Source organism: Bradyrhizobium manausense (assembly GCF_018131105.1).
Lineage (GTDB): Bacteria > Pseudomonadota > Alphaproteobacteria > Rhizobiales > Xanthobacteraceae > Bradyrhizobium > Bradyrhizobium manausense_B.
Genome location: NZ_JAFCJI010000002.1, coordinates 111,706 through 130,322 on the forward strand (window position 1 = coordinate 111,706; position 18,617 = coordinate 130,322).

Below are 18,617 nucleotides of genomic sequence, written 5' to 3' on the forward strand. Positions count from 1 at the left end.
CAGATCACGCCTCGGGGAAGCCCCGTAAGAGGTATGATCGCACGGCGCCCAACAAGCCGTTAAGGACCAATCCCAGCAGCGAGATCGTGATGAGCGGCACGAACATGTCGACCGCCTGGAAAGTGCGGGCCGCTGTCACGAGAACGTGGCCAAGGCCGTCCGTCGACGTGATCATCTCGGCCAGAAACACCACGATGCAGGAAATGACAAGGCCGATCCGACAGCCGGTCAGGATCGACGGCATTGCCGCCGGCAGCACCACCTTGAACAGGATTTCGTAGCGCGGCGTTCCCGCCGCCATGGCCGACCAAATCAGCTTTTGCTCGACGGTCGAAGCTCCGTAGTAGGTCGACAGCAGAATGGGAAAGAGCGCGTCGGCAGTCACCAGAGTGATCTTCGATCCGTGGCCGAAGCCAAGCAACAGCAACAGCGCCGGATAGAGCGCGACTTTCGGCAATGGCGCCAGCACGCGCACGATCGGTCGAACAATGGCGTTGATTGTTGGACTGGCGGCCGCCGCAATGCCGATACTGACGCCGAGGACAACTGCAATTGTGAAGCCCGCGAATAGCCGGATCAAGGTCGCTGCGATTTCCTCCTGGAATGTCCAAGTCACGAGCTGCTGGAGCAGCCGGCTGAAGACGACACCCGGCGGCGGCAGCAAAACCGCGGGCGCGACACCGAATGACACCAGGCCTTGCCACAGTGCAATCACCAGCACGATTGGCGCGAGCCCGAAGATGACATTGGCTGGGAGAAAGCGTGACATCATGAAAAGCTCAGTGGCATGTCGAACTGAGGCTCAGACCAACGCACCAGTCTTGCACGAACACGCTCGAAGATCGCATCGATACTGATGCCCATCGCACCGACGATGATGATCATCGCATAAACCGTGTCGTATTGACCCATGTCGAGCGCATTGAACAGGATGTTCCCGGCTCCCGATTGCCGCGCGATCATCTCGCTCGTGATCATCGTGATCAGCGCCAGCACCAGGCCGGTGCGGCACCCCGTCAGAATTTCCGGCAGCGCCGCCGGCAACACAATCCGGATCAGGCGCTGGAAGGGCGAAAGCCCCATTGCCGCGCCCGACCACAGCATCTTTTCCTCAACGGCTTTGGCTCCTTGAAAGCTATGAAAGATGACAGGCAGACTGACGCCGAGAAAGATCACCAGGGTCTTGGTGATGTCGCCGACGCCGAGCCACAGCATGATGATGGGCATCAGCGCCGCTTTTGGTACCGGATAAATCACCATCAGCAATGGATTGAAGAAAGCGGCGACCGCTCGGCTGCGACCCATCAAGAGGCCAAGCGGAATCGAGACCGATACCGCTACGCCAAACCCGATCGCCATGCGGCGTAGCGAGGCCAGGATATTGATCAGAGATTCCTTGTCGCCGAGAATATCCGGAATCGCGCGGATCGCTTCGATCGCCGTCGGAAAGCTGTCGCTCTTCAGCGCAAATGACGCAACCTGCCAAACCATCAGCAATCCGATACACGCCAACACCGGCGCAGCGCGTTTTACCAGGGCAGCCGGTGAGATCATAAGGGCGATCCGGCTTCGTCGCTTTCGTCGAACATGCGCTCGATGTCGACGACATATTTCTGGTAGCGCGGATCGAGCAACAGCTCGTTGCGGCGCCGCGGCCGCGGCAGATCGATATCGATGACCTCCCGAATGCGGCCGGGCGACTTCGACATCATTACGACCTTGTCCGAGAGAAAGACGGCTTCGTCGACCGAGTGAGTGACGAACAACACCGTCTTGCGATCGCGTTCCCAGATATTCAGGAGATCGTTCTGGAGACGCGTGCGGGTATGAGCGTCGAGCGCCCCGAACGGCTCGTCCATCAACAGGACTTCAGGATGGTAGGCAAGGGTCCGAGCCAGCGCGACGCGCTGCTTCATGCCGCCCGACAGTTCCTTCGGATAGAAATTCTCATAGCCCTTGAGCCCGACCATCTCGATCAGCGCGCGGCTCTGTGCTTCTGCCTCTGCGGCTCGCACACCTTGCTGACGCGGGCCATACATCACATTGCCCAGCACGGTCTTCCACGGAAACAGCGCGAACTCCTGGAACACCGGCCCGCGATCTGGACCCGGGCCTGTGATCGCCCGCCCCTTCATCCTTGCCGCACCGCTGGTTGGCCTGACAAAGCCACCGACGATATAAAGCAGCGTCGACTTGCCGCAGCCAGACGGACCGAGAATGGAGACGAACGCCCGCTCCTCGATCATCAGGGAAATATCCGATAGAGCCAAATGATCCTTGCGCGCCGAGGTCTGGAAGACCTGCGAGACGCTGTCGATCTCGATGATCGCAGAAGCCGGCTCTTGTGACTTCACCGGTTTCACCCATTCGCTCGATCTCGAAGGCACTACCTTCATCCCGTCTCTCGCTTCACTCACACGCGAACGTCAAGCAACCCATCCGCTGAGCGACCTCCATCGGCGGCGCCAGCTTAGCAAGAACCTGCCAGAAGGTCGCTGTTCTGCACGCGCGCGAGTTATCAGTCGAACCACGGCCACTCCGCTGGTCCCTCATGCGTCACGGCTCCGCCCGGAGCCTGGCCGACCAAACGCGCATATTTCGCCAACGCGCCGGCGCGATGGCGCGGCGGGCGTTGCTTCCAATCGCGCCGGCGTGTGGCGAGTTCCTGCTCATCGACTAGCAGATCCATGCGGCGGCCAGCTGCATCAATCCGGATCCTGTCGCCATCGCGGACGAGCGCCAGCGGACCGCCAACGAAGGCCTCCGGGGACACATAGCCGATACACATGCCACGGGTCGCTCCGGAGAACCGGCCATCCGTGATCAGGGCCACCTTCTCGCCCATGCCCTGGCCGTAAATCAGCGCGGTGACACCGAGCATCTCACGCATGCCAGGACCGCCCACCGGCCCTTCATTGCGGATCACCAAAACCTCGCCCGCCTTGTAGCTGCGGTCGCGAACAGCCGCGACGCAAGCCTCTTCATCTTCGAAGACGCGCGCCACGCCTTCGAAGAGCAGGCTCTTCAAGCCCGCGACTTTAATGACTGCACCATCGGGGCAGAGATTGCCCTTCAGGACAGAAACACCACCGTCAGGCATGATCGGCGCGCGAGCCGCGTAGACGACCTCGCCATCGGGCGCATTGGCCGCGCCATATTCTACTGCGAGTGTCCGGCCCGTGATGGTCAGGCAGCTGCCATCGATATGCCCGCTCTGGATCAATTCGCGGATCACAACGGCAGCACCACCGATGTCGTAAACATCCTTCGCCGTGTACTTGCCCCCTGGCCGCAAGTTTCCGATCAGCGGCGTCCGGGCAAAGACTTCACCGACATCGTCGATCGTGAAGGAAATGCCGGCCTCGTTCGCGATCGCCGGCAGATGCAGCGCGGCATTGGTCGAACCGCCCGTCGCAGCGACGATCGCGGCACCGTTTTCCAGGGATTTCCGCGTCACGATATCGCGCGGCAGCGGCCCGCCACGCTCCAACATTTCCATGATCAGCCGCCCTGCGCGACGCGAGATCTGCGCGCGCTCGGCATAGACACCGGGCACCATGGACACGTTGGGAATGGTCAGGCCCATGGCCTCCGACACCATTCCCATGGTGTTCGCGGTGAACTGGCCCGCGCAGGCACCGATGGTCGGCAGGCAGGCGCGCTCGATCCGTTCGAGTGTCGCAGCGTCGATCTCTCCGGTCATGAAGCTGCCGACTGCCTCGTAGGAGTCGAGGACGGTCAGCGTCCGTCCATCCACGCGGCCCGGCAGCGAGCTTCCGCCATAGATGAAGATCGAAGGCACGTTGCAACGAACCATACCCATCATCACGCCCGGAAGCGTCTTGTCGCACCCGCCGTATCCGATCAACGCATCGTAGGCGAGGCCATGGACGACAGCCTCGATGGAGTCGGCGATCAACTCCCGCGAAAACAGGGAGAACTTCATCCCCTCGTGATTCATGCTGATGCCGTCGGACACCGAGATGGTCGAAAATTCGCGCGGCGTCCCGCCGGCATCCTCAATCCCGGTCTTGGCCGCAGCCACCTGGAAATCGTGGGTCATATTGCAGGGCGTCTGCTCGCCCTTCATGCTGACAATGCCCACCATCGGCTTGGCAATAGCCGCGTCGTCCAGCCCCATGGCACGCATGAAGGCACGATGCGGAGCCCGGTCGAGGCCGTCAGTGGTTATCCGTGATCGCAACTTCTTCATACTTGCATCATCTTCATGCAATGTCCCGCACATGGCGGGACACTGCGACGTCGTTGATTCTGCGAACCGCTCTATCGCCTATTGTAACGGCGCGACGATGGTCGGGTGCTTGAACTGCGCGACATCCAGTTTCGGCAGCATTCCCGTGTCCGCGTAAATGTCCAGCATCTTCTGGATTGCAGGGAAGTTCGGTGCCGCACCGGGATCGCGACCGAAATCGTTGTCCTTGAGCAGGTAAGTATCAAGTACCGGAACGGGAGCCTTCAGCACCTCCGACACGACCTTCAAGGTCTCTTCCCGGTTCGCGAGCGCCTTCTTCATGCCCGACGTGATGTCGCGGACATAGGCCTTGACCAGATCAGGATTCTTGTCGACGAAATCGGCACGGCAGGCTTCCAGAATGTGCACGATGTTCGGCATGGCCTGCGACAGCGAGAACAGTTTTCTGATTCCGCCCTTCGCCTCCGCGCGTGCCGCAAACGGCTGGTTCATATTGACTGCATCGACCCGGCCCTGGCGCAACGCATCCTCAGAGACTGCAAAGCCGACCTCAACCAGCTTGATGTCCTTGGCGGGATCGATGCCGTTCTGCTTCAAAAGCAGGTTGAACGGGCCTTGCGTCCCGCCGCCGATCACGGAAATCCCGACCGTCTTGCCCTTGAGATCTGCAATCGTCTTGATTGGCGAGTCATCCTTGACTGCCCAGTAGACCGAGAAGCCGCCGGGTTTCTCGAAGACGTGTTGCGCCACGATGTAGGCCTTGAGATTGCCGCCGACCACACCGTTGGCGAGCGAGAGCGGTGCCTGCGTCGCGCAATCCAGAGCACCGGCCGCCAGTGCCTGCGTCATTGGCGCGGTGCCCTGAAACTGGGTCCATTCGATGTTGTAGGTCTTGCCGATATCGGGGAATTCGGCCGGTCTGCGCATCATCCAGTATTTGGATTCTTCGGCCGGGATGGTCCAGCCCACGCGGATCGTCTGCTGCGCCCGTGAGGGGCTCGCGCCTGCGACCAGGGCCGTCACGGCCCCTATTGCCAGCATCCAAGTCGAAACTGCCCGCATCGTGCCCACTCCGTTGCTCCGGCGCCGACCGACGCCACCCAACCCGACCTGCCCGAATGTTTCATGGTTCAAACAATCAGGCAAGCCATGCAAGCCGGCCGGTTTCGTTGCGGGATACGTTCTGTATGGTGCGCAGCGGTCGCACCGCGTTGCGCCGCGATAGAAGGAGGCAACCTATGGCTGATGCGAGCAAGGCAAACCCGCAAGGCGTCGAGAGGCTCGGTTATCTCGGTCTCGGACTGATGGGCACGCCGATGACCCGGCGCCTGCTCAAGGCCGGCCACCACGTCAGTGTCTGGAACCGCTCCGAGGGCAAGGTCGCTCCGCTCGTCGAGGCCGGCGCCAAGCGCGCGGGCACGCCTCGTGACCTGCTGACGAGTTCCGACATCGTCTTCATGTGCGTGACGGATGCCGGTGCCGTCGAAGAAGTGATCTTCGGGGCGCAGGGTCTTGCAGCCGCTCCAGGCGCGGGCAAGCTCGTTGTCGATTTCTCGTCGATTCATCCCGACGCTGCACGCGAATTGGCGGCGCGATTGAACGCTGCAAATGGCGCAAGCTGGATCGATGCCCCGGTGTCTGGCGGGACCAAGGGCGCCGAAGAAGGTACGCTCGCCATCATGGCCGGCGGAGAGACGGCCGACATTGAGCGCGCTCGGCCCTATGTGCTGAGCATGGCCCGCAGGTTCACCCACATGGGCCCGACCGGCGCTGGCCAGACCACGAAGCTCTGCAACCAGGTGATCGTCGGATGCGCAATGGCCGTGCTTGCGGAAGCCACGCGCCTTGCTGCGAATGCGGGAATTGACGCGAGCCGGCTGCCTGAAGCGCTTGCCGGCGGCTTTGCGGACTCGATCCCGCTCCAGCTCTTCGTGCCCCGCATGGTCCAAGGAATCCACTCGCCGCCGCTCGGCCACATCGCGACGATGCTGAAGGATCTCGACACGGTCGCCGATGTCGCCCAAGCGACGTCAACGCCGGTGCCGATGGCAACCCTCGCCGGACAGATCTTCAGGCTGGCCAAGGCTGCACGGGGCGCAGACGCGGACGCCCTCGAAATCTACAAGCTTTCGGCCACAAACCGCTGAACCGGCCTAACGAGATTTCTTGCTCTCGTCGTCGACCACAAACCGGCCATACGTCCCCAGCGCAAACAGCAGCGGCTCTCTGGCGTTGTAGGCATAGGCCTCGACTGCGCCGAGAAAGATCACGTGATCGCCGCCATAGTACCGATTGACCGAGCGGCACTGAAAATTCGCCACACTCTCGGCAAGCACCGGCGCGTTGCCGAGGCCCGGCGTCCAATCCACGCCGGCAAACTTGTCTTCGGACGATTTCGCGAATTTGTTTGCAAGCGCCTGCTGCGAGGTTCCCAACACGTGCACCGTGAAATGGGTGGCGTTCTGAAACACGGTCAGGCTCGATGAGTAGGCTCCGAGGCTCCAGAGAACCAGAGGAGGATTCAGGGAGACCGACGCAAACGAGTTGCAGGTGATACCATACGGCTTTCCATCAGCGCCTGCGGCTGTAATGATCGTGACGCCCGTTCCGTAGGTGCCCAGCGCCTTGCGAAAGTCACGCGGGTCAATCTGCGAGCTGTCGCTCGCGAGTTCATTGGCTGGATCAGGAGCAGGCGGCTGCTTTGGCAGATCATTCATCGGCCGGCCTCACAAGGTGAGATTCTCGGACGGCAGGCCGAGAGCCACGCGTCCATAGTTGGTTCCGGCCGCATCGAAATTGAATGCGAGGTGCGAATTGATCGCGTGCGCATCGCGGAACTGCCGCTGCAACACGCCCGTCGTGAACAGGCCGCGTGCACCACTCGCCGCGAACAGCATCGAGACGGCATCCGTGCATAGATTGACGGCGAATGCCCCATCACGTCGGTATTTGGTCTTGGTGATCATATCGGGTGTGTGGCTGCGCCGAGCGTCCTCCATCGCCTCGGTGCAGGCGGAGCGCATGATGAGGCGCGCAGCATCGATCTTGGCGGAAGCTTCCGCGATCTTGATTTGCGTGCTCTGGAAGTCGCTCAACTTGGCACGGTTGTATGTCGAGATGCGGTGACGTGCGACTTCTGCATAGTCGTCCAGGCATGCCTGTGCATTCCCGAGCGCGACACCGGAAAGAACATAGGGAAACAGCGAAAACACCGGCAGCGCGTACAGCGGGTTGGGGTTTACTTTGCTGCCGGGCGTCGCGCCGCCCGCAAGATCCCCCACCGCGACCGTCATATGATCGGGCACGAACGCATCCCTGACTTCGACATCCGACGACCCGGTGCCGCGCAGCCCCGCGACGTTCCAGGTGTCGAGGATATTGTAGTCAGTCTTCGGCAACAGAAAGATACGGTATTCGATGCCGTCGGCTTCATCGTCGGACGAGACGACGCTTGCGAGCATGTTCCACGCGCACGAGCCGACGCCCGATGAGAACGGCCAGCTTCCGCGCAGCCGGTATCCGCCCTCAATCTTACTGGCGCGACCGGCGGGGAAGATGAAGGACGATGCGATCAGCACGTCCGGGTCCTTGCCCCAAACGAGATCCTGTGCGCGCTGCTCGAACATGCCGAGCATCCAGTGATGGCTCGCCAGATTGGTAAGATTCCAGGCCACCGATGCGTCGGCTCGTCCCAGCAGCTCGGCGCAGTCGATCAGGGCGACGTATTCGAGTTCGGCGCCGCCGACGCGCTTCGGCTGGAGCATCCGGAATAGGCCGGCATCGTGCAGGTCCCGCTCGGTCTCCGGCGGCAGGCGCCGCAGCTCCTCAGTGCGGGCAGCGCGCTCCCGCAATTGGGGCACGAGGGACCGGGCCTTGGCGATCATCGTCTCATAGGCTCGTTCGCCGGAGACTGTCGCTTCCGGCCGACCCATGCTCGGCTCCTGACCAGGCACCATTCGTGTTCCTCACTCTCACATATTTATGCGGCGGGAACCTTGCCAAATCAAGCTGGTGCCGCGCTCAATCCGATGCTGCGGTCTTGCGCAGCCCGAACACCCCTTTTTGGGCCAAGGCCGCAATCCGCTTCTCGTCGTAACCGAGCGTCTCGCGCAAGACGCCTTCGGTGTGCTCGCCCAGCAGCGGCGCCGCCACGGGGTCAATTGCCGCCGTCAGGCTCATGCTGATCGCCGGCTCGATGTTCGGCACCCACTGCGCCGTGCGATGCGGGATCCGGCTCAGGCGCGCGCGTTCCCGTGCTTCGGGTGCATTGAAACCTTCTTCGACCGTGCGGAGATAGCCGACCGGAATATTGGCGAGCTTCATCTTCGCCATCCAGTTCTCGAGCGTGTCGCCGGCGAAGACCTCCGCAATGGCCGCACGGAGGAGCTCCTTGTTCTCGGAGCGCGCCTTGCGCGTCGCGAATTGTGCGTCGTTAATGAGATCCGGACGATTCAGCACCTCGATAACCAACCGTCGATATAGCCGGTCATTGGCGCAGGCCATGTAAAGCGGACCATCCGATGCCTCATAGACGCCGACGGTCGGCGACCCGCTCGGCGAATTGCCGAACCGTCCGGGGTTCTCGCCGTTGATCAGATAGGCCATCCCGTAAAAGCCGGTCATTCCCATGGCAACGTCGAAGAGCGCGACCTCGACATGCTGGCCGCGGCCGAGTCGGTCCCGCGCCAACAGCGCCAGCAGAATGGCATTGCAGGCCGACATCCCCGTTGCCATGTCGACGATTGGTGGTCCGGTCCGAACCGCAGGACCATCCGCAAATCCGTTCAGCGACATGAATCCGCTCTCGGCTTGCGTGATGGGATCAAAGCCCGGACGTGAGGCGAACGGCCCGGTTCGCCCGTAGGCCGAAATCGAGCAATAGATCAGCCGCGGGTTGAGTGGCGCGACGGACTCATAGTCGAGGCCGAACTTCTTCATGACCCCACTGGAGAAATTCTCAACGACGACGTCCGCCTTGCGGATCAGATCCAGCGCGACCTCACGCGCCTCAGGCACGGCGAGATCGAGCGCGATACCGGCTTTGTTGCGGTTAAGGCTGAGATAGGCCGCGCTTTCCCCGCCGATCTCGGCATGCTCATAGGCGCGCGTGTCGTCGCCACCATCAGGGTTTTCGATCTTGACGACGCGCGCACCGAAATCGGCGAGCGTTTGGGTGCAGGCGGGACCTGCGACCACGCGCGTGAAATCGACAACCAGCAGACCATCGAGCGCGGTCGGTCTTTCGGCCGCTCGCGACGGCCGCTCCGGCAATTGAGGCTTGGTGGACATCCCTGGCGCTCCCTTACATCGGCTTGTGCTCGCCGAATTTTCTGCAAGCAAACTTAAAGCCCGGCGGAGCCGGCTTCGCAAGTGCTTCAATAAACGCCCTCCAATACGCAAAAAGGACCCGGCAGCGGTCAAGCTGCCGGGTCCTTGTGCATGCCAGGTCAGCAATGCCGCACCCGCGTCGGCGCGCCATATCTGACGATACCAAAAGCACCTTCCGCACCACGGGAGTACTTAGCGAAGCTGCCTTCGCCAGTAGAGGGTGTGCGACCAGGCCCACGGCACCTCGGGCTCGTAGAGCTGATAGCCCGCCTTGATGAAATTATTCGCAGAGGCGAGATTGTCGGTCGTATCGGATACAATGCCGTCCCACCCGACACGCCGTCCTCGCGCCTCGATCGCTCGCATCAGCCTGAGCTGAAGTCCCCCGCCCCAGTGACGCTCCAAGACGCCGACCCTGGAAAAGTAGCCGCTATTTCGCGCATAGGTGGACGGCACGACGCCCGCAAAAGCGACCGCATCGTCTCCTTGATAAGCAAGCCACCACGTTCCGAAATCGAACTCCGGCATCGGCGCAGCGTCGAAGAATGTCAACCGATGCAATTCAGCCAATGTGTCGGCAACATCCTCATCTGACGCATCGGCCATACGAATGGTGTACATGGCATTGACTCATCGAACGGAGATCGGCCGTCTCCCGGCGTCGCGGCCACGAGATGTTCACTTGCTCAGCACGACCTTCACGCCGAGCCAGACGGCACCCATCAGGCCGGTGGCAATCACCGTGATTACAGCTTTGAACGTATAGCTCTGCGCCTGTTCTACACTCTTGCGCCACTTCCTGAGATGGATGAAGTCGGCGCGAATTTCGTTGCCCACCCACTGCACCACCCAGATCGTGAAGGCATCCGCGGCCGCGCCCGCGCCGCCGATATCGATGAAGGCACGCAGCGGCAACAGTGGATCGGCCGACACTTTGCCGATTCGCCCCTGGACGCGCGCCTCCGACAACAGCGAAGCGAAATACGCCCCCTCGAAGGCACGCGCATAGTCGCCTTCCCAGATGTGGTCGTAGCGCTCCGGATAGAGCTTCTGGTCGAGCCGACGCTCCTCATCCAGCACGTCCGGAAACCACGGATTGTCGCGCCAGTTGGCTTTCACCAGCACCGCGCCTTCCGGCTTTCGCCCACGCAGAAAATCGTCGATCGCATCGCTCTTGCGGCGCGGATTCCAGCTTGCCCATAGCTCGGAATCCCTGGCGCGGATGGTCGGCCGCAGCAGCGCCAGGCTGCGCGCGCTCAGCGACTGCGCCTCGTCGATCCAGGCGATGCGGAATCCCTCCAGGGATTTGATCGAATCCGCCGTGTGATCCTGAAGTCCGCGGAAGATGATCAGCCCGTCGCCGGGCGTCTCGATCTTGTCGCTGAAAAGCTTGAAACCGTGACCGAGCCCGAGGCTCGCGATCTTGCCCTCGATCAGCCGCTTCGACGATTGCGCCAGCGTCCGCTGCGCCTCGCGGATGCAGACCGCGAGCGTGCCGCGCTCGGCCTGGCAGGTCTCAACGAGCAGTTCGCCGAAGAAATGTGATTTCCCCGAGCCGCGCCCGCCGTAACCGCCCTTGTAGCGCGCGGGTTTCAGCAGCGGCGCGAAGATCTTGGCTGTTGGGATTTTCAGGGTCGACATGGCGAGCGCCTCTTCTCCAGCGACGGCGCTAGGACTCCTCGCCGCCGGAATTCTCCGGATGCACGATGATGCGCTCGATCCGATGGATCAATTCCAGCACGCCGTCTTCGCCGTTCTCGATCGGCTGCGTCGCCCGCCCCCAGCCGCGATCGAGGATCGCGTTGGCCGCGGAGACGCGGGCGGCCGGCGTCGCATCGGCGTTGCGCATGATGCCGACGAGCACATTGACCGCCGTCCTGGTATGACTGCGCGCGAGCGATCGGATCTCGGTCAGCGTACGCGCCTTCGATGGCTTCTTCGCGACAGGCCGGTAAACGTTCGCGATCTTTGGCTCGTATAATAGACCGTCACTCAAGCAAACATCTCCCACATCACAATTGCGATCAGGCCCGCGAGCGCGAGCGATATCAGATAGGCCGTCATCGTTCCTCCAGGAGAAAACAAGGCGAACAACAGTGCGGCAGATCGCGGCACGACGCGCGATCGTTTCGGCGCGAACCTTATCCCCTCCGGGGACCGCGGCGGCGCAAACACAGGCTCGCGCCGCAGGCCGGCACGTTCGCGCGTGCACGGCCAATAAACTGGTTCGGACGGCGGCGCGCTGATCGGCGCTCCCTCAACGCGTATCAAGCAAGTGCGAGGCCGCGATGCGCGGGACGCCGTCCGATTGCTGAGATCGAAACGAAAAAGCCCGCAGCGGATGCTCCCGCGCGGGCCTGACAAACTCGTTTCGATGATGCCACTATGCCGGTGTTTTGCCCGACGTGTCAAACCTCGACTGAGATCGAGCCGCGCGTCGTCACAATCGCGACGATACGATTGTCCGGGCGCACCGCGCCGGCATAAAAAATCCCGCAACGGATTATTCCGCGCGGGCTGAACCAAACTCTTTCGATGATGCCATCATGCCAGTGTTTTGCCCGACGTGTCAAACGACCGACTTTGACCCGGTCGCCGACGATTTATCGTCCCCCACCGCGCAGCCGTGTCGGCCACCCCACCCGCACCAACGTCTCATCCGGATCAGAGATCGCAAATTCGTACATCCCCCACGGCTTGTCTTCCGCCGATTGCTGAAACTCGCGCGCGGCAGTGTCGACGTCCTCGAGATAAAGATAGAGCCCGAAGGGGTTACGACCCGGCGTCAGCCATCCCTCGACCGCGTCGGTCAGATGCAGATATCCGCCGTGCCCGTTCGACAGCATGCGATAGGTGTCCGCCTCGCCTCGCGCCGGCCTTTCGCTGTCCGGGCGCGCAAAGCCCAGCCTGGCGTAGAACCGCTCCGACGCATCGAGGTCGTTGCACGGCAGGATCGCGATCAGGGCTCCGGACGGGCTCATGCATGCACTCCGATTGAGCGGCATCAAAAAGCCCGCGGCGAATTTCTCCGCGCGGGCTGAACCAACTTTTTCGATGATGCCATTGTGCCAGTGTTTTGCCCGACGTGTCAAACGAACGATCTGACGGCCTCGCGCGTTGGTCGACGGGAGGACCGGCCATGACATCGAGGATTGCACCCAAAACGTCACGAGATCTGCCGGGGCAGAGGCCCCGCATCGACAGGGAGCGGGAGACGCAAGAGGCTGTCATCGAAGACGCCGGCGAGACTGAAGACAACAACCGCGATCTCGTTCACGGCGACGGCGGAACCATCGACCTGCCCACCAAGCCAGGCGATCTGTCGAAGGATGATTAGGCCGCAAAGGCAGCGCGCATCGCGGGTGTATGCCCGATGCCGCGGAGACCCCGGCCGAAGGGGACAACGCTCGTCCTCCCAGCTCTATATGTGGTGCGCAAGGGGCTTGCTTCAAGCTCCCGCCCCCGGTGTACACCCCCGCGCCTCACAGCAACGAGAGGGGTCACCATGCCGGTCCTGCTTCCGACGTCACGCCCGCGCGCCCGCACCTCGCCGACCCGCGCCGAGAAGCCGGCCGACCATGCCGTGTTGATCGCCGGCGGCGGGCCGACCGGATTGATGCTGGCGGCGGAGCTGGCGCTCGCAAAAGCCGATGTCGCCATCGTCGAGCGCCGCGCCAGCCAGGATCTCACCGGCACGCGCGCCGGAGGCCTGCACGCGCGCAGCATCGAGATCCTCGATCAGCGCGGCGTTGCGGATCGCTTCCTGCGCGAAGGGACAATCACCCAGCTCGCGGGCTTTGCCTGGACGCGGCTCGACATCCGCGACCTGCCCACGCGGCACCCTTACGGGCTTGCGCTGCGGCAGGGCCACATCGAACGCATTTTGGCCGATTGGGTCGCCGAGCTCGGCGTCCCCTTCTATCGCAACAGCGAGGTGAGCGATGTCGTGCAGGGCGACACTTGCGTCGACGTGACGCTCGCGGGCGGCAAGAGGTTGCGCGCAGATTATCTGGTCGGCTGTGACGGCGGGCGCAGCCTGGTGCGCAAGATGGCCGGCATCGATTTTGCCGGCTCCGAGCCGACGCTGAGCAACCTCATGGCAGACGTCGAGATGCGCGAGGCGCCGGAATGGGGCCTGCGTCACGACGCACTCGGCTTTCACGGCCTCAGCAAGACCGAGAGCGGGCGCGTGCTGGTGGTGATGACGGAAGCGACGCTGGGACGGCGCGGCGAAGCGACCCTGCGCGATCTCAGCGCGGCGCTGATCGCCGTGTACGGCACCGATTTCGCCGTCCACAGCCCATCCTGGATCTCCCGCTTCACCGATGCGGCACGGCAGGCGGTGGCGTATCGCCGGGGACGCGTGCTGCTCGCCGGCGACGCCGCGCATATCCATCACTCCGTCGGCGGACAGGGCCTCAACACCGGCCTGCAGGATGCCGTCAATCTCGGCTGGAAGCTGGCGCAGGCGGTCCATCGCCAGTCGCCCGACAGCCTGCTCGACACCTACCATGCCGAACGCCACCCTGTGGCCGCGCGCGTGTTGCGCAACACCAGGGCGCAGATCGCCCTGCTCCGCCGCAATGACGACGGCCGCAAGGCCGCGCGCGAGGTCGTGTCCGAGCTGCTGGCGATGGACGAGCCGCGCAAGCGCTATGGCGCGATGATGAGCGGGCTCGACATCCACTATGATCTCGGCCAAGGGCATCCGCTGCTCGGCCGCCGCATGCCGGATCTCGCCTTGACCGTCGAGGGCCGCCCCATGCAGCTGTTCACGCTGCTGCACGATGCGCGCGGCGTGCTGCTCGATTTCGGCGGGCTCGACGTGCCGGACATCCCGGACACCGCGCTTTGGGCCGGTCGCGTCACGCGCGTCGATGCCCGCTATGGGGGCGCATGGGCGCTTCCGGCCATCGGCGCGATCGACGCGCCCGCGGCCGTGCTGGTGAGGCCCGACGGGCACGTGGCGTGGGTGAGTGATGGGAGCGAAGGCGGACTTGCGGAGGCTCTGACGAGATGGTTCGGCGCGGCGCGCTGAGCTCTGGCGATCAGCGGAGGCATGGCCGGTGTTTTTGCGACTTGGTAGATCCCGAAGACTTGGCAAATCCCGAAAACGGCCCCGGCGCTGACGGGGGGCTTGGGCGCCGGAGCCGCCATTCCAGGCCGGTCAATCGGCGGTAGGCCGGCCAGCTGACAAAGTCGAATCCGGAACTTAAGTTCCTAACGGCGCAAGCGGCTGCGCCTGCAGTCAGAAATCTTCCTCTTCGCTCGGAAACGGATCCTGCGTCCTGCGGCCAAGAAAGGTGTCCGGCCTTGGGGTCTTCAAGACCTCGAGCGCCCTTGCGATCTCGCTGCGCACCCGCTCATTCTGGGTCGCGATTGCGGCTGTCTCGTTGTGGACGTGATGGATCGGCGCGCGCTTGTCCGGCATGACCATGCTCCTCGCGATGCAGGCGGGAGCGCAATCGGTCTCTCAGCCACCGACGCCTACGGCAGAACCTTGGCCGGTGATGCCGGGTAAACTACCTCAGGCTGACTTGGTTCAACAGTGAACTTTGGCCGCAGTGCAAAATGAGTAAGTATCTCAAAAGGCCCAAACGTTGCACTCGAATCATCACAGAGTTTTTTCCGCGGACCTATCAAATGATGAGGACGCTCCCGGTACGAGACGTACAATCAATTATCACCGCAAGACCCGTGGTATCCATCGGTGATGAGAACGCCCGATCGCGCTCCCGCCTTCTCGAACATGGGAGCAGCGCCATGTTGAAGCGGCGTCGTTTCAAGCAGACCAGGACACTCCACCAGAGGCTCGCAGAGGAAGCCGTGCAATTGCGCGAGCAGGCGCGCGGGCTTGCGCCGGGACATCGCCGCGAGACGCTGCTGCGCCGCGCGCGGCAGGACGAGATGGCGATGCAGATCGACGCCTGGCTGCATTCGCCGGGCCTGAGGGCGCCGACATGACCCAGCAATACCGTGCCTATCTCGTCGGTGAAGACGGCGTCTTTCGCGCCGCCGAGGCGTTCGAGGCTTCCAGCGACACGTCCGCCCTTGCCTTTGCGCGGCGGTTTGCACGCCGCGGCGACGTCGAGGTCTGGCAGCTCGGCCGCAAGATCGGTTTGCTGAAGGGGGCGTGGCCGCCCGAGGCGCAGGACTCGCGGGCTGAGCGCTAGGACCTGAGGTTTTCGACCTCGAAGGTGAACTTGACCTGCATCACGGGCCCCGCTGCGTCGCGGACCTCGATCGCCATGTTCTGGCGGCCCGTCGCGGGCGGAAAGCTGTGCACCGCATCCCGTGCCATGTCGGCGAGCGACTTGGCAGCCTCGGCCTGCACCGCGCGGAGGCTGGAAAGCTCCAGGCCCTCCTCGTCGACGGCGAGGAGATCGCCCTCGAGCAGATCGAAGAAATAGCGTGCCATGGCGAGCATCCCTTTGCCTTGGGATGAAAGAGCAGCGGGAGGCATCCGTTCCTTAAATTCAGGACAGGAGACCACAGCCTCTGCGGCATGGCACTTCGGGTCGATTGCGGTCCGTCATGTTCCGGGACGGCTACGCTGCTCGCTGCAACTCCGCCGGCCGCTCCACCCGCGCCTCCAGCAGGGCAACCGAGGTCCGCAGATTGTCCCGGCGCGCACGCAATGCCTGGGCCAGCGTGGAATACATGGGGCTGCCGGGGTCGGCATTGCCGGAATTGCGCTCTTCCTCGGCAATGTCGCTCTCGAGCATCTGGATCCGCCAGTGCAGGTCGGAGATCAGAGCGTGGAGCTGCAAGGACGCTGTCGCTTCGAAACGGGACGTGGACTGCATGGGATCGCCTCAATCTGAAACGGCACGATCGGCCGGGTTGGAATTAAGACCTCATGCAGCAAGAGCGATGCCAACTCTTTCCGGGACAATCAGTAAGAGCCCTGAGCGCCCTACTCCTCCGCCAGCTTGCGCTGGATATAGGCGTCAACCGTCTCGGCGAACGAGCGCTGCACGCCGACCGAGGTCACATGCAGCTCGAGCGCGTCCTGCTGCAGCGCGCGCAAGCCGCGACTTCGCGCGCTGACCGGGGCCATCGCCAGATAGTCGTCGATCGCGCCCGTCGCCAGCGGGATGCCTTTCGGATCTCCCCTCGCGATCAGCAAACGCAGAAAGCTCAGGCAATCGGCCAACCCCGCCATGGATTTGGCCTTAGCTGCGCGGGGATTTCGGCTTCGGCTTCCTGATGGGCTGGGAATGCGTCCCGAACAGCGCCAGCAGCAACGCAACTTCTTCCTTCGAACCGACCTGGATCATGATGATCTCCTTTTCGCTCCGTTGGTCGGGCCCTGCAGCGAAGGAGTTCAGAACGATCTGGTTTCAGCTATGTTTCAATTGTTTCGTCGAAGGCAAGGTCGCGTCGCGCGAGCCCGGGACGCTCAGCTATTGGGCGCCCATCCGATGATCGCGCCGACCAGGCACAGCAGCGAGCCGAAGGCCGTGCCGCCCATCTGCATCCAGTACCGGATCGGCATGGTGTCCCGGTAAAATTCCTGCCGCGACCATCTCGACCAGTCCAGCCAGTCGTCATTGACGAACAGGATCTTGCGCTCGACGTAGCCATACCAGGCCTTGCGGGCCCAGTAGATGCTGAACCCGATCGTGACAAACCGATAGAGCAGATCCAGCGCGGGGTTCATGCAAGCATCCGTTCTCCAGCCCGGGCTCCGGCCAGGGCAACAGCTCTGCCTGTCTTGGTGTCGCCGGAGAGGATGCAGGTTCAATCGACCGGGCAAGAAAGTCCGCCCGACCGCTCGCTGATGATCGCACCTCGCTCAAGTATCAAGGTGATGCCCTGCTATCATCGCGCCACCAGCGGGACGTATTGTTCGAGCTCAGGATCCGGGAAGTGCACGGTTTGGCCGAGCTCCGCAGAGCGATAGAGTCCCATGAGCATTTCCATGACCCCTACTCCATCATCAAAGGTCTCACTGGGGCTCGTACCAAGCCTGAACGCTTCGACCATATGACGGTTTTCGTCCGTGTAACCGTAGATGCCGGCTTCATCCTCGATCACGGGCATCAGGCCCTGTTCGGCGTTCTGCTTCTCGACCAGATCCTCGCCCTCCGAGCCGGTGAGCGTGCGTGACAGGAAGACCTTGAGCCCGGTCGAAAGCGACGAGAACTCCATCGAATATTCGGGACCAAGCAATTCGAGCTGGATACGCAGCCCCGCCCCAACGTAAGCCCACGATGTCGTCGCCTCGATCATCAGTTGATGCCCCTCGACATCTTCCATCGTGAGGATGCCGCGCGCGAAGTCCTCGACGGGACGCTTGGCAAAGTCGACGCCCATTCGCGCCTTGAGGTCGGCGGCATAACGAGGCCGCGTCCATTTGAGATTGGCCGTCGTGGCACTGGCGCTGACCAGCCGCAACGAATCGCGCTTTGCACCAGGCGCGGTCAGCATGAAGCGTGCGACCTCGACCGAATGGCACATCATGTCGGACAGCACGCCGCCTCCCTGCTTTTCGCCCTCCCAGAACCACGGCTCGTGGGGTCCGGAATGCTCCTCCGCCGCGCGAGCAAGATAGGGGCGACCGCTCCCGGGCACGGCCCGCCGCCAGATGATGTCCTTGCCGCGCATCACCGCAGTCGAAAATATCTGGTTCTCCAGATAGCCGTGGAGCAGGCCCGCATCCTCGGCAAGCCTGCGCATTTCCCGCGCTTCGGCAAGGGTCCGAGCCAACGGCTTTTCGCAAGCAACGGCACGCAGGGGAGCTCCAGCCTTGGTCACGCGGTGAATCTCGCGCATGATGTCGAGACGCGTGTCGTTCGGCGTCAGCAGCCAGAGCGCATCGACCTCGCCGGACATGGCCATGGCCTCGATGCTGTCGAACTCGCGCGCCTGTCCAAGGCCGAGACTGCGCGCCTTGTCCCCGATCCGCGCACGACGCTCAGCAGAGCGGCTGTACACGCCGCCGACGCTGACATTGCGTACGCCGAGCATGGACTGCAGATGGAACGCGGCGATAAAGCCGCTGCCGATGAGCCCGACACGCAGTATCGGAAGTTCGGTGAGCTTCTGCATATCAGGCCTCCTTTGGATGATG

The 18,617-nt window shown here is 62.9% G+C and carries 22 protein-coding genes and 1 pseudogene; 5 read left to right on the forward strand and 18 right to left on the reverse strand.

Annotation, left to right across the window (positions count from 1 at the left end):
* Positions 1-4: 4 nt before the first annotated feature.
* From JQ631_RS20780 to JQ631_RS20800, 5 genes are all read right to left on the reverse strand, one after another.
* Positions 5-772: an ABC transporter permease gene (locus tag JQ631_RS20780; protein WP_212328759.1), complete on the reverse strand. Its 768-nt coding sequence runs from the start codon at positions 770-772 to the stop codon at positions 5-7.
* On the reverse strand, positions 769-1,554 hold the full coding sequence (locus JQ631_RS20785) for an ABC transporter permease (protein WP_212328760.1): 786 nt from the start codon (positions 1,552-1,554) through the stop codon (positions 769-771). Before JQ631_RS20785 ends, JQ631_RS20780 begins: the two co-directional genes overlap by 4 nt.
* On the reverse strand, positions 1,551-2,396 hold the full coding sequence (locus tag JQ631_RS20790) for an ABC transporter ATP-binding protein (protein ID WP_212328761.1): 846 nt from the start codon (positions 2,394-2,396) through the stop codon (positions 1,551-1,553). Before JQ631_RS20790 ends, JQ631_RS20785 begins: the two co-directional genes overlap by 4 nt.
* A 122-nt stretch (positions 2,397-2,518) precedes the next feature.
* The gene (gene ilvD / locus JQ631_RS20795) at positions 2,519-4,213 is read right to left on the reverse strand and encodes a dihydroxy-acid dehydratase (RefSeq protein ID WP_212328762.1); all 1,695 of its coding nucleotides are present in this window, start codon (positions 4,211-4,213) and stop codon (positions 2,519-2,521) included.
* A gap of 78 nt (positions 4,214-4,291) precedes the next feature.
* Positions 4,292-5,275: an ABC transporter substrate-binding protein gene (locus JQ631_RS20800; protein WP_212328764.1), complete on the reverse strand. Its 984-nt coding sequence runs from the start codon at positions 5,273-5,275 to the stop codon at positions 4,292-4,294.
* 176 nt (positions 5,276-5,451) lie between these two features.
* On the opposite strand from JQ631_RS20800, the gene JQ631_RS20805 reads away from it, so the two are divergent.
* Positions 5,452-6,360, forward strand: coding sequence for an NAD(P)-dependent oxidoreductase (locus JQ631_RS20805; RefSeq protein ID WP_212328766.1), 909 nt, complete (start codon positions 5,452-5,454; stop codon positions 6,358-6,360).
* A gap of 6 nt (positions 6,361-6,366) precedes the next feature.
* Here JQ631_RS20805 and JQ631_RS20810 read toward each other — a convergent pair whose 3' ends face one another.
* From JQ631_RS20810 to JQ631_RS20840, 7 genes and pseudogenes are all read right to left on the reverse strand, one after another.
* The gene (locus tag JQ631_RS20810; RefSeq protein ID WP_212328767.1) at positions 6,367-6,930 is read right to left on the reverse strand and encodes a flavin reductase family protein; all 564 of its coding nucleotides are present in this window, start codon (positions 6,928-6,930) and stop codon (positions 6,367-6,369) included.
* Between the two features lie 9 nt (positions 6,931-6,939).
* On the reverse strand, positions 6,940-8,169 hold the full coding sequence (locus JQ631_RS20815; RefSeq protein WP_212328769.1) for an acyl-CoA dehydrogenase family protein: 1,230 nt from the start codon (positions 8,167-8,169) through the stop codon (positions 6,940-6,942).
* 64 nt (positions 8,170-8,233) lie between these two features.
* Positions 8,234-9,502: a CaiB/BaiF CoA transferase family protein gene (locus JQ631_RS20820; RefSeq protein ID WP_212331465.1), complete on the reverse strand. Its 1,269-nt coding sequence runs from the start codon at positions 9,500-9,502 to the stop codon at positions 8,234-8,236.
* Positions 9,503-9,733: 231 nt separating this feature from the next.
* Positions 9,734-10,162, reverse strand: coding sequence for a GNAT family N-acetyltransferase (locus tag JQ631_RS20825; RefSeq protein WP_212328771.1), 429 nt, complete (start codon positions 10,160-10,162; stop codon positions 9,734-9,736).
* 411 nt (positions 10,163-10,573) lie between these two features.
* Positions 10,574-11,182, reverse strand: a pseudogene (locus JQ631_RS32585) (phage terminase large subunit); the annotation flags it as partial.
* Between the two features lie 28 nt (positions 11,183-11,210).
* Positions 11,211-11,507 (reverse strand): hypothetical protein, encoded by a 297-nt coding sequence (locus JQ631_RS20835; protein ID WP_212331468.1) that lies wholly within the window; start codon positions 11,505-11,507, stop codon positions 11,211-11,213.
* Between the two features lie 637 nt (positions 11,508-12,144).
* Entirely contained in the window at positions 12,145-12,522 is a 378-nt protein-coding gene (locus tag JQ631_RS20840) for a VOC family protein (RefSeq protein ID WP_212328775.1), read from the reverse strand.
* A gap of 158 nt (positions 12,523-12,680) precedes the next feature.
* On the opposite strand from JQ631_RS20840, the gene JQ631_RS20845 reads away from it, so the two are divergent.
* On the forward strand, positions 12,681-12,878 hold the full coding sequence (locus tag JQ631_RS20845; RefSeq protein ID WP_212328777.1) for a hypothetical protein: 198 nt from the start codon (positions 12,681-12,683) through the stop codon (positions 12,876-12,878).
* Between the two features lie 168 nt (positions 12,879-13,046).
* Positions 13,047-14,579, forward strand: coding sequence for an FAD-dependent monooxygenase (locus JQ631_RS20850; protein ID WP_212328779.1), 1,533 nt, complete (start codon positions 13,047-13,049; stop codon positions 14,577-14,579).
* A gap of 210 nt (positions 14,580-14,789) precedes the next feature.
* Here JQ631_RS20850 and JQ631_RS20855 read toward each other — a convergent pair whose 3' ends face one another.
* Complete coding sequence (locus JQ631_RS20855; protein ID WP_212331622.1) at positions 14,790-14,972, reverse strand: hypothetical protein; 183 nt, start codon at positions 14,970-14,972, stop codon at positions 14,790-14,792.
* A gap of 332 nt (positions 14,973-15,304) precedes the next feature.
* Here JQ631_RS20855 and JQ631_RS20860 point away from each other — a divergent pair, with 332 nt between their 5' ends.
* Both JQ631_RS20860 and JQ631_RS20865 read left to right on the forward strand, forming a co-directional pair.
* Entirely contained in the window at positions 15,305-15,505 is a 201-nt protein-coding gene (locus JQ631_RS20860; RefSeq protein ID WP_212328780.1) for a hypothetical protein, read from the forward strand.
* The gene (locus JQ631_RS20865; protein ID WP_212328782.1) at positions 15,502-15,714 is read left to right on the forward strand and encodes a hypothetical protein; all 213 of its coding nucleotides are present in this window, start codon (positions 15,502-15,504) and stop codon (positions 15,712-15,714) included. Before JQ631_RS20860 ends, JQ631_RS20865 begins: the two co-directional genes overlap by 4 nt.
* Here the strand turns inward: JQ631_RS20865 and JQ631_RS20870 are convergent.
* From JQ631_RS20870 to JQ631_RS20890, 5 genes are all read right to left on the reverse strand, one after another.
* Entirely contained in the window at positions 15,711-15,959 is a 249-nt protein-coding gene (locus JQ631_RS20870) for a DUF6894 family protein (RefSeq protein WP_212328783.1), read from the reverse strand. The two genes, JQ631_RS20865 and JQ631_RS20870, sit on opposite strands and share 4 nt — an antisense overlap.
* Before the next feature lie 130 nt (positions 15,960-16,089).
* Entirely contained in the window at positions 16,090-16,347 is a 258-nt protein-coding gene (locus JQ631_RS20875; protein ID WP_212328784.1) for a hypothetical protein, read from the reverse strand.
* A gap of 110 nt (positions 16,348-16,457) precedes the next feature.
* Positions 16,458-16,706: a hypothetical protein gene (locus JQ631_RS20880; protein ID WP_212328785.1), complete on the reverse strand. Its 249-nt coding sequence runs from the start codon at positions 16,704-16,706 to the stop codon at positions 16,458-16,460.
* A gap of 237 nt (positions 16,707-16,943) precedes the next feature.
* Entirely contained in the window at positions 16,944-17,204 is a 261-nt protein-coding gene (locus tag JQ631_RS20885; RefSeq protein WP_212328786.1) for a hypothetical protein, read from the reverse strand.
* A gap of 161 nt (positions 17,205-17,365) precedes the next feature.
* Positions 17,366-18,595: a Gfo/Idh/MocA family protein gene (locus tag JQ631_RS20890; RefSeq protein ID WP_212328787.1), complete on the reverse strand. Its 1,230-nt coding sequence runs from the start codon at positions 18,593-18,595 to the stop codon at positions 17,366-17,368.
* Positions 18,596-18,617: the final 22 nt, after the last annotated feature.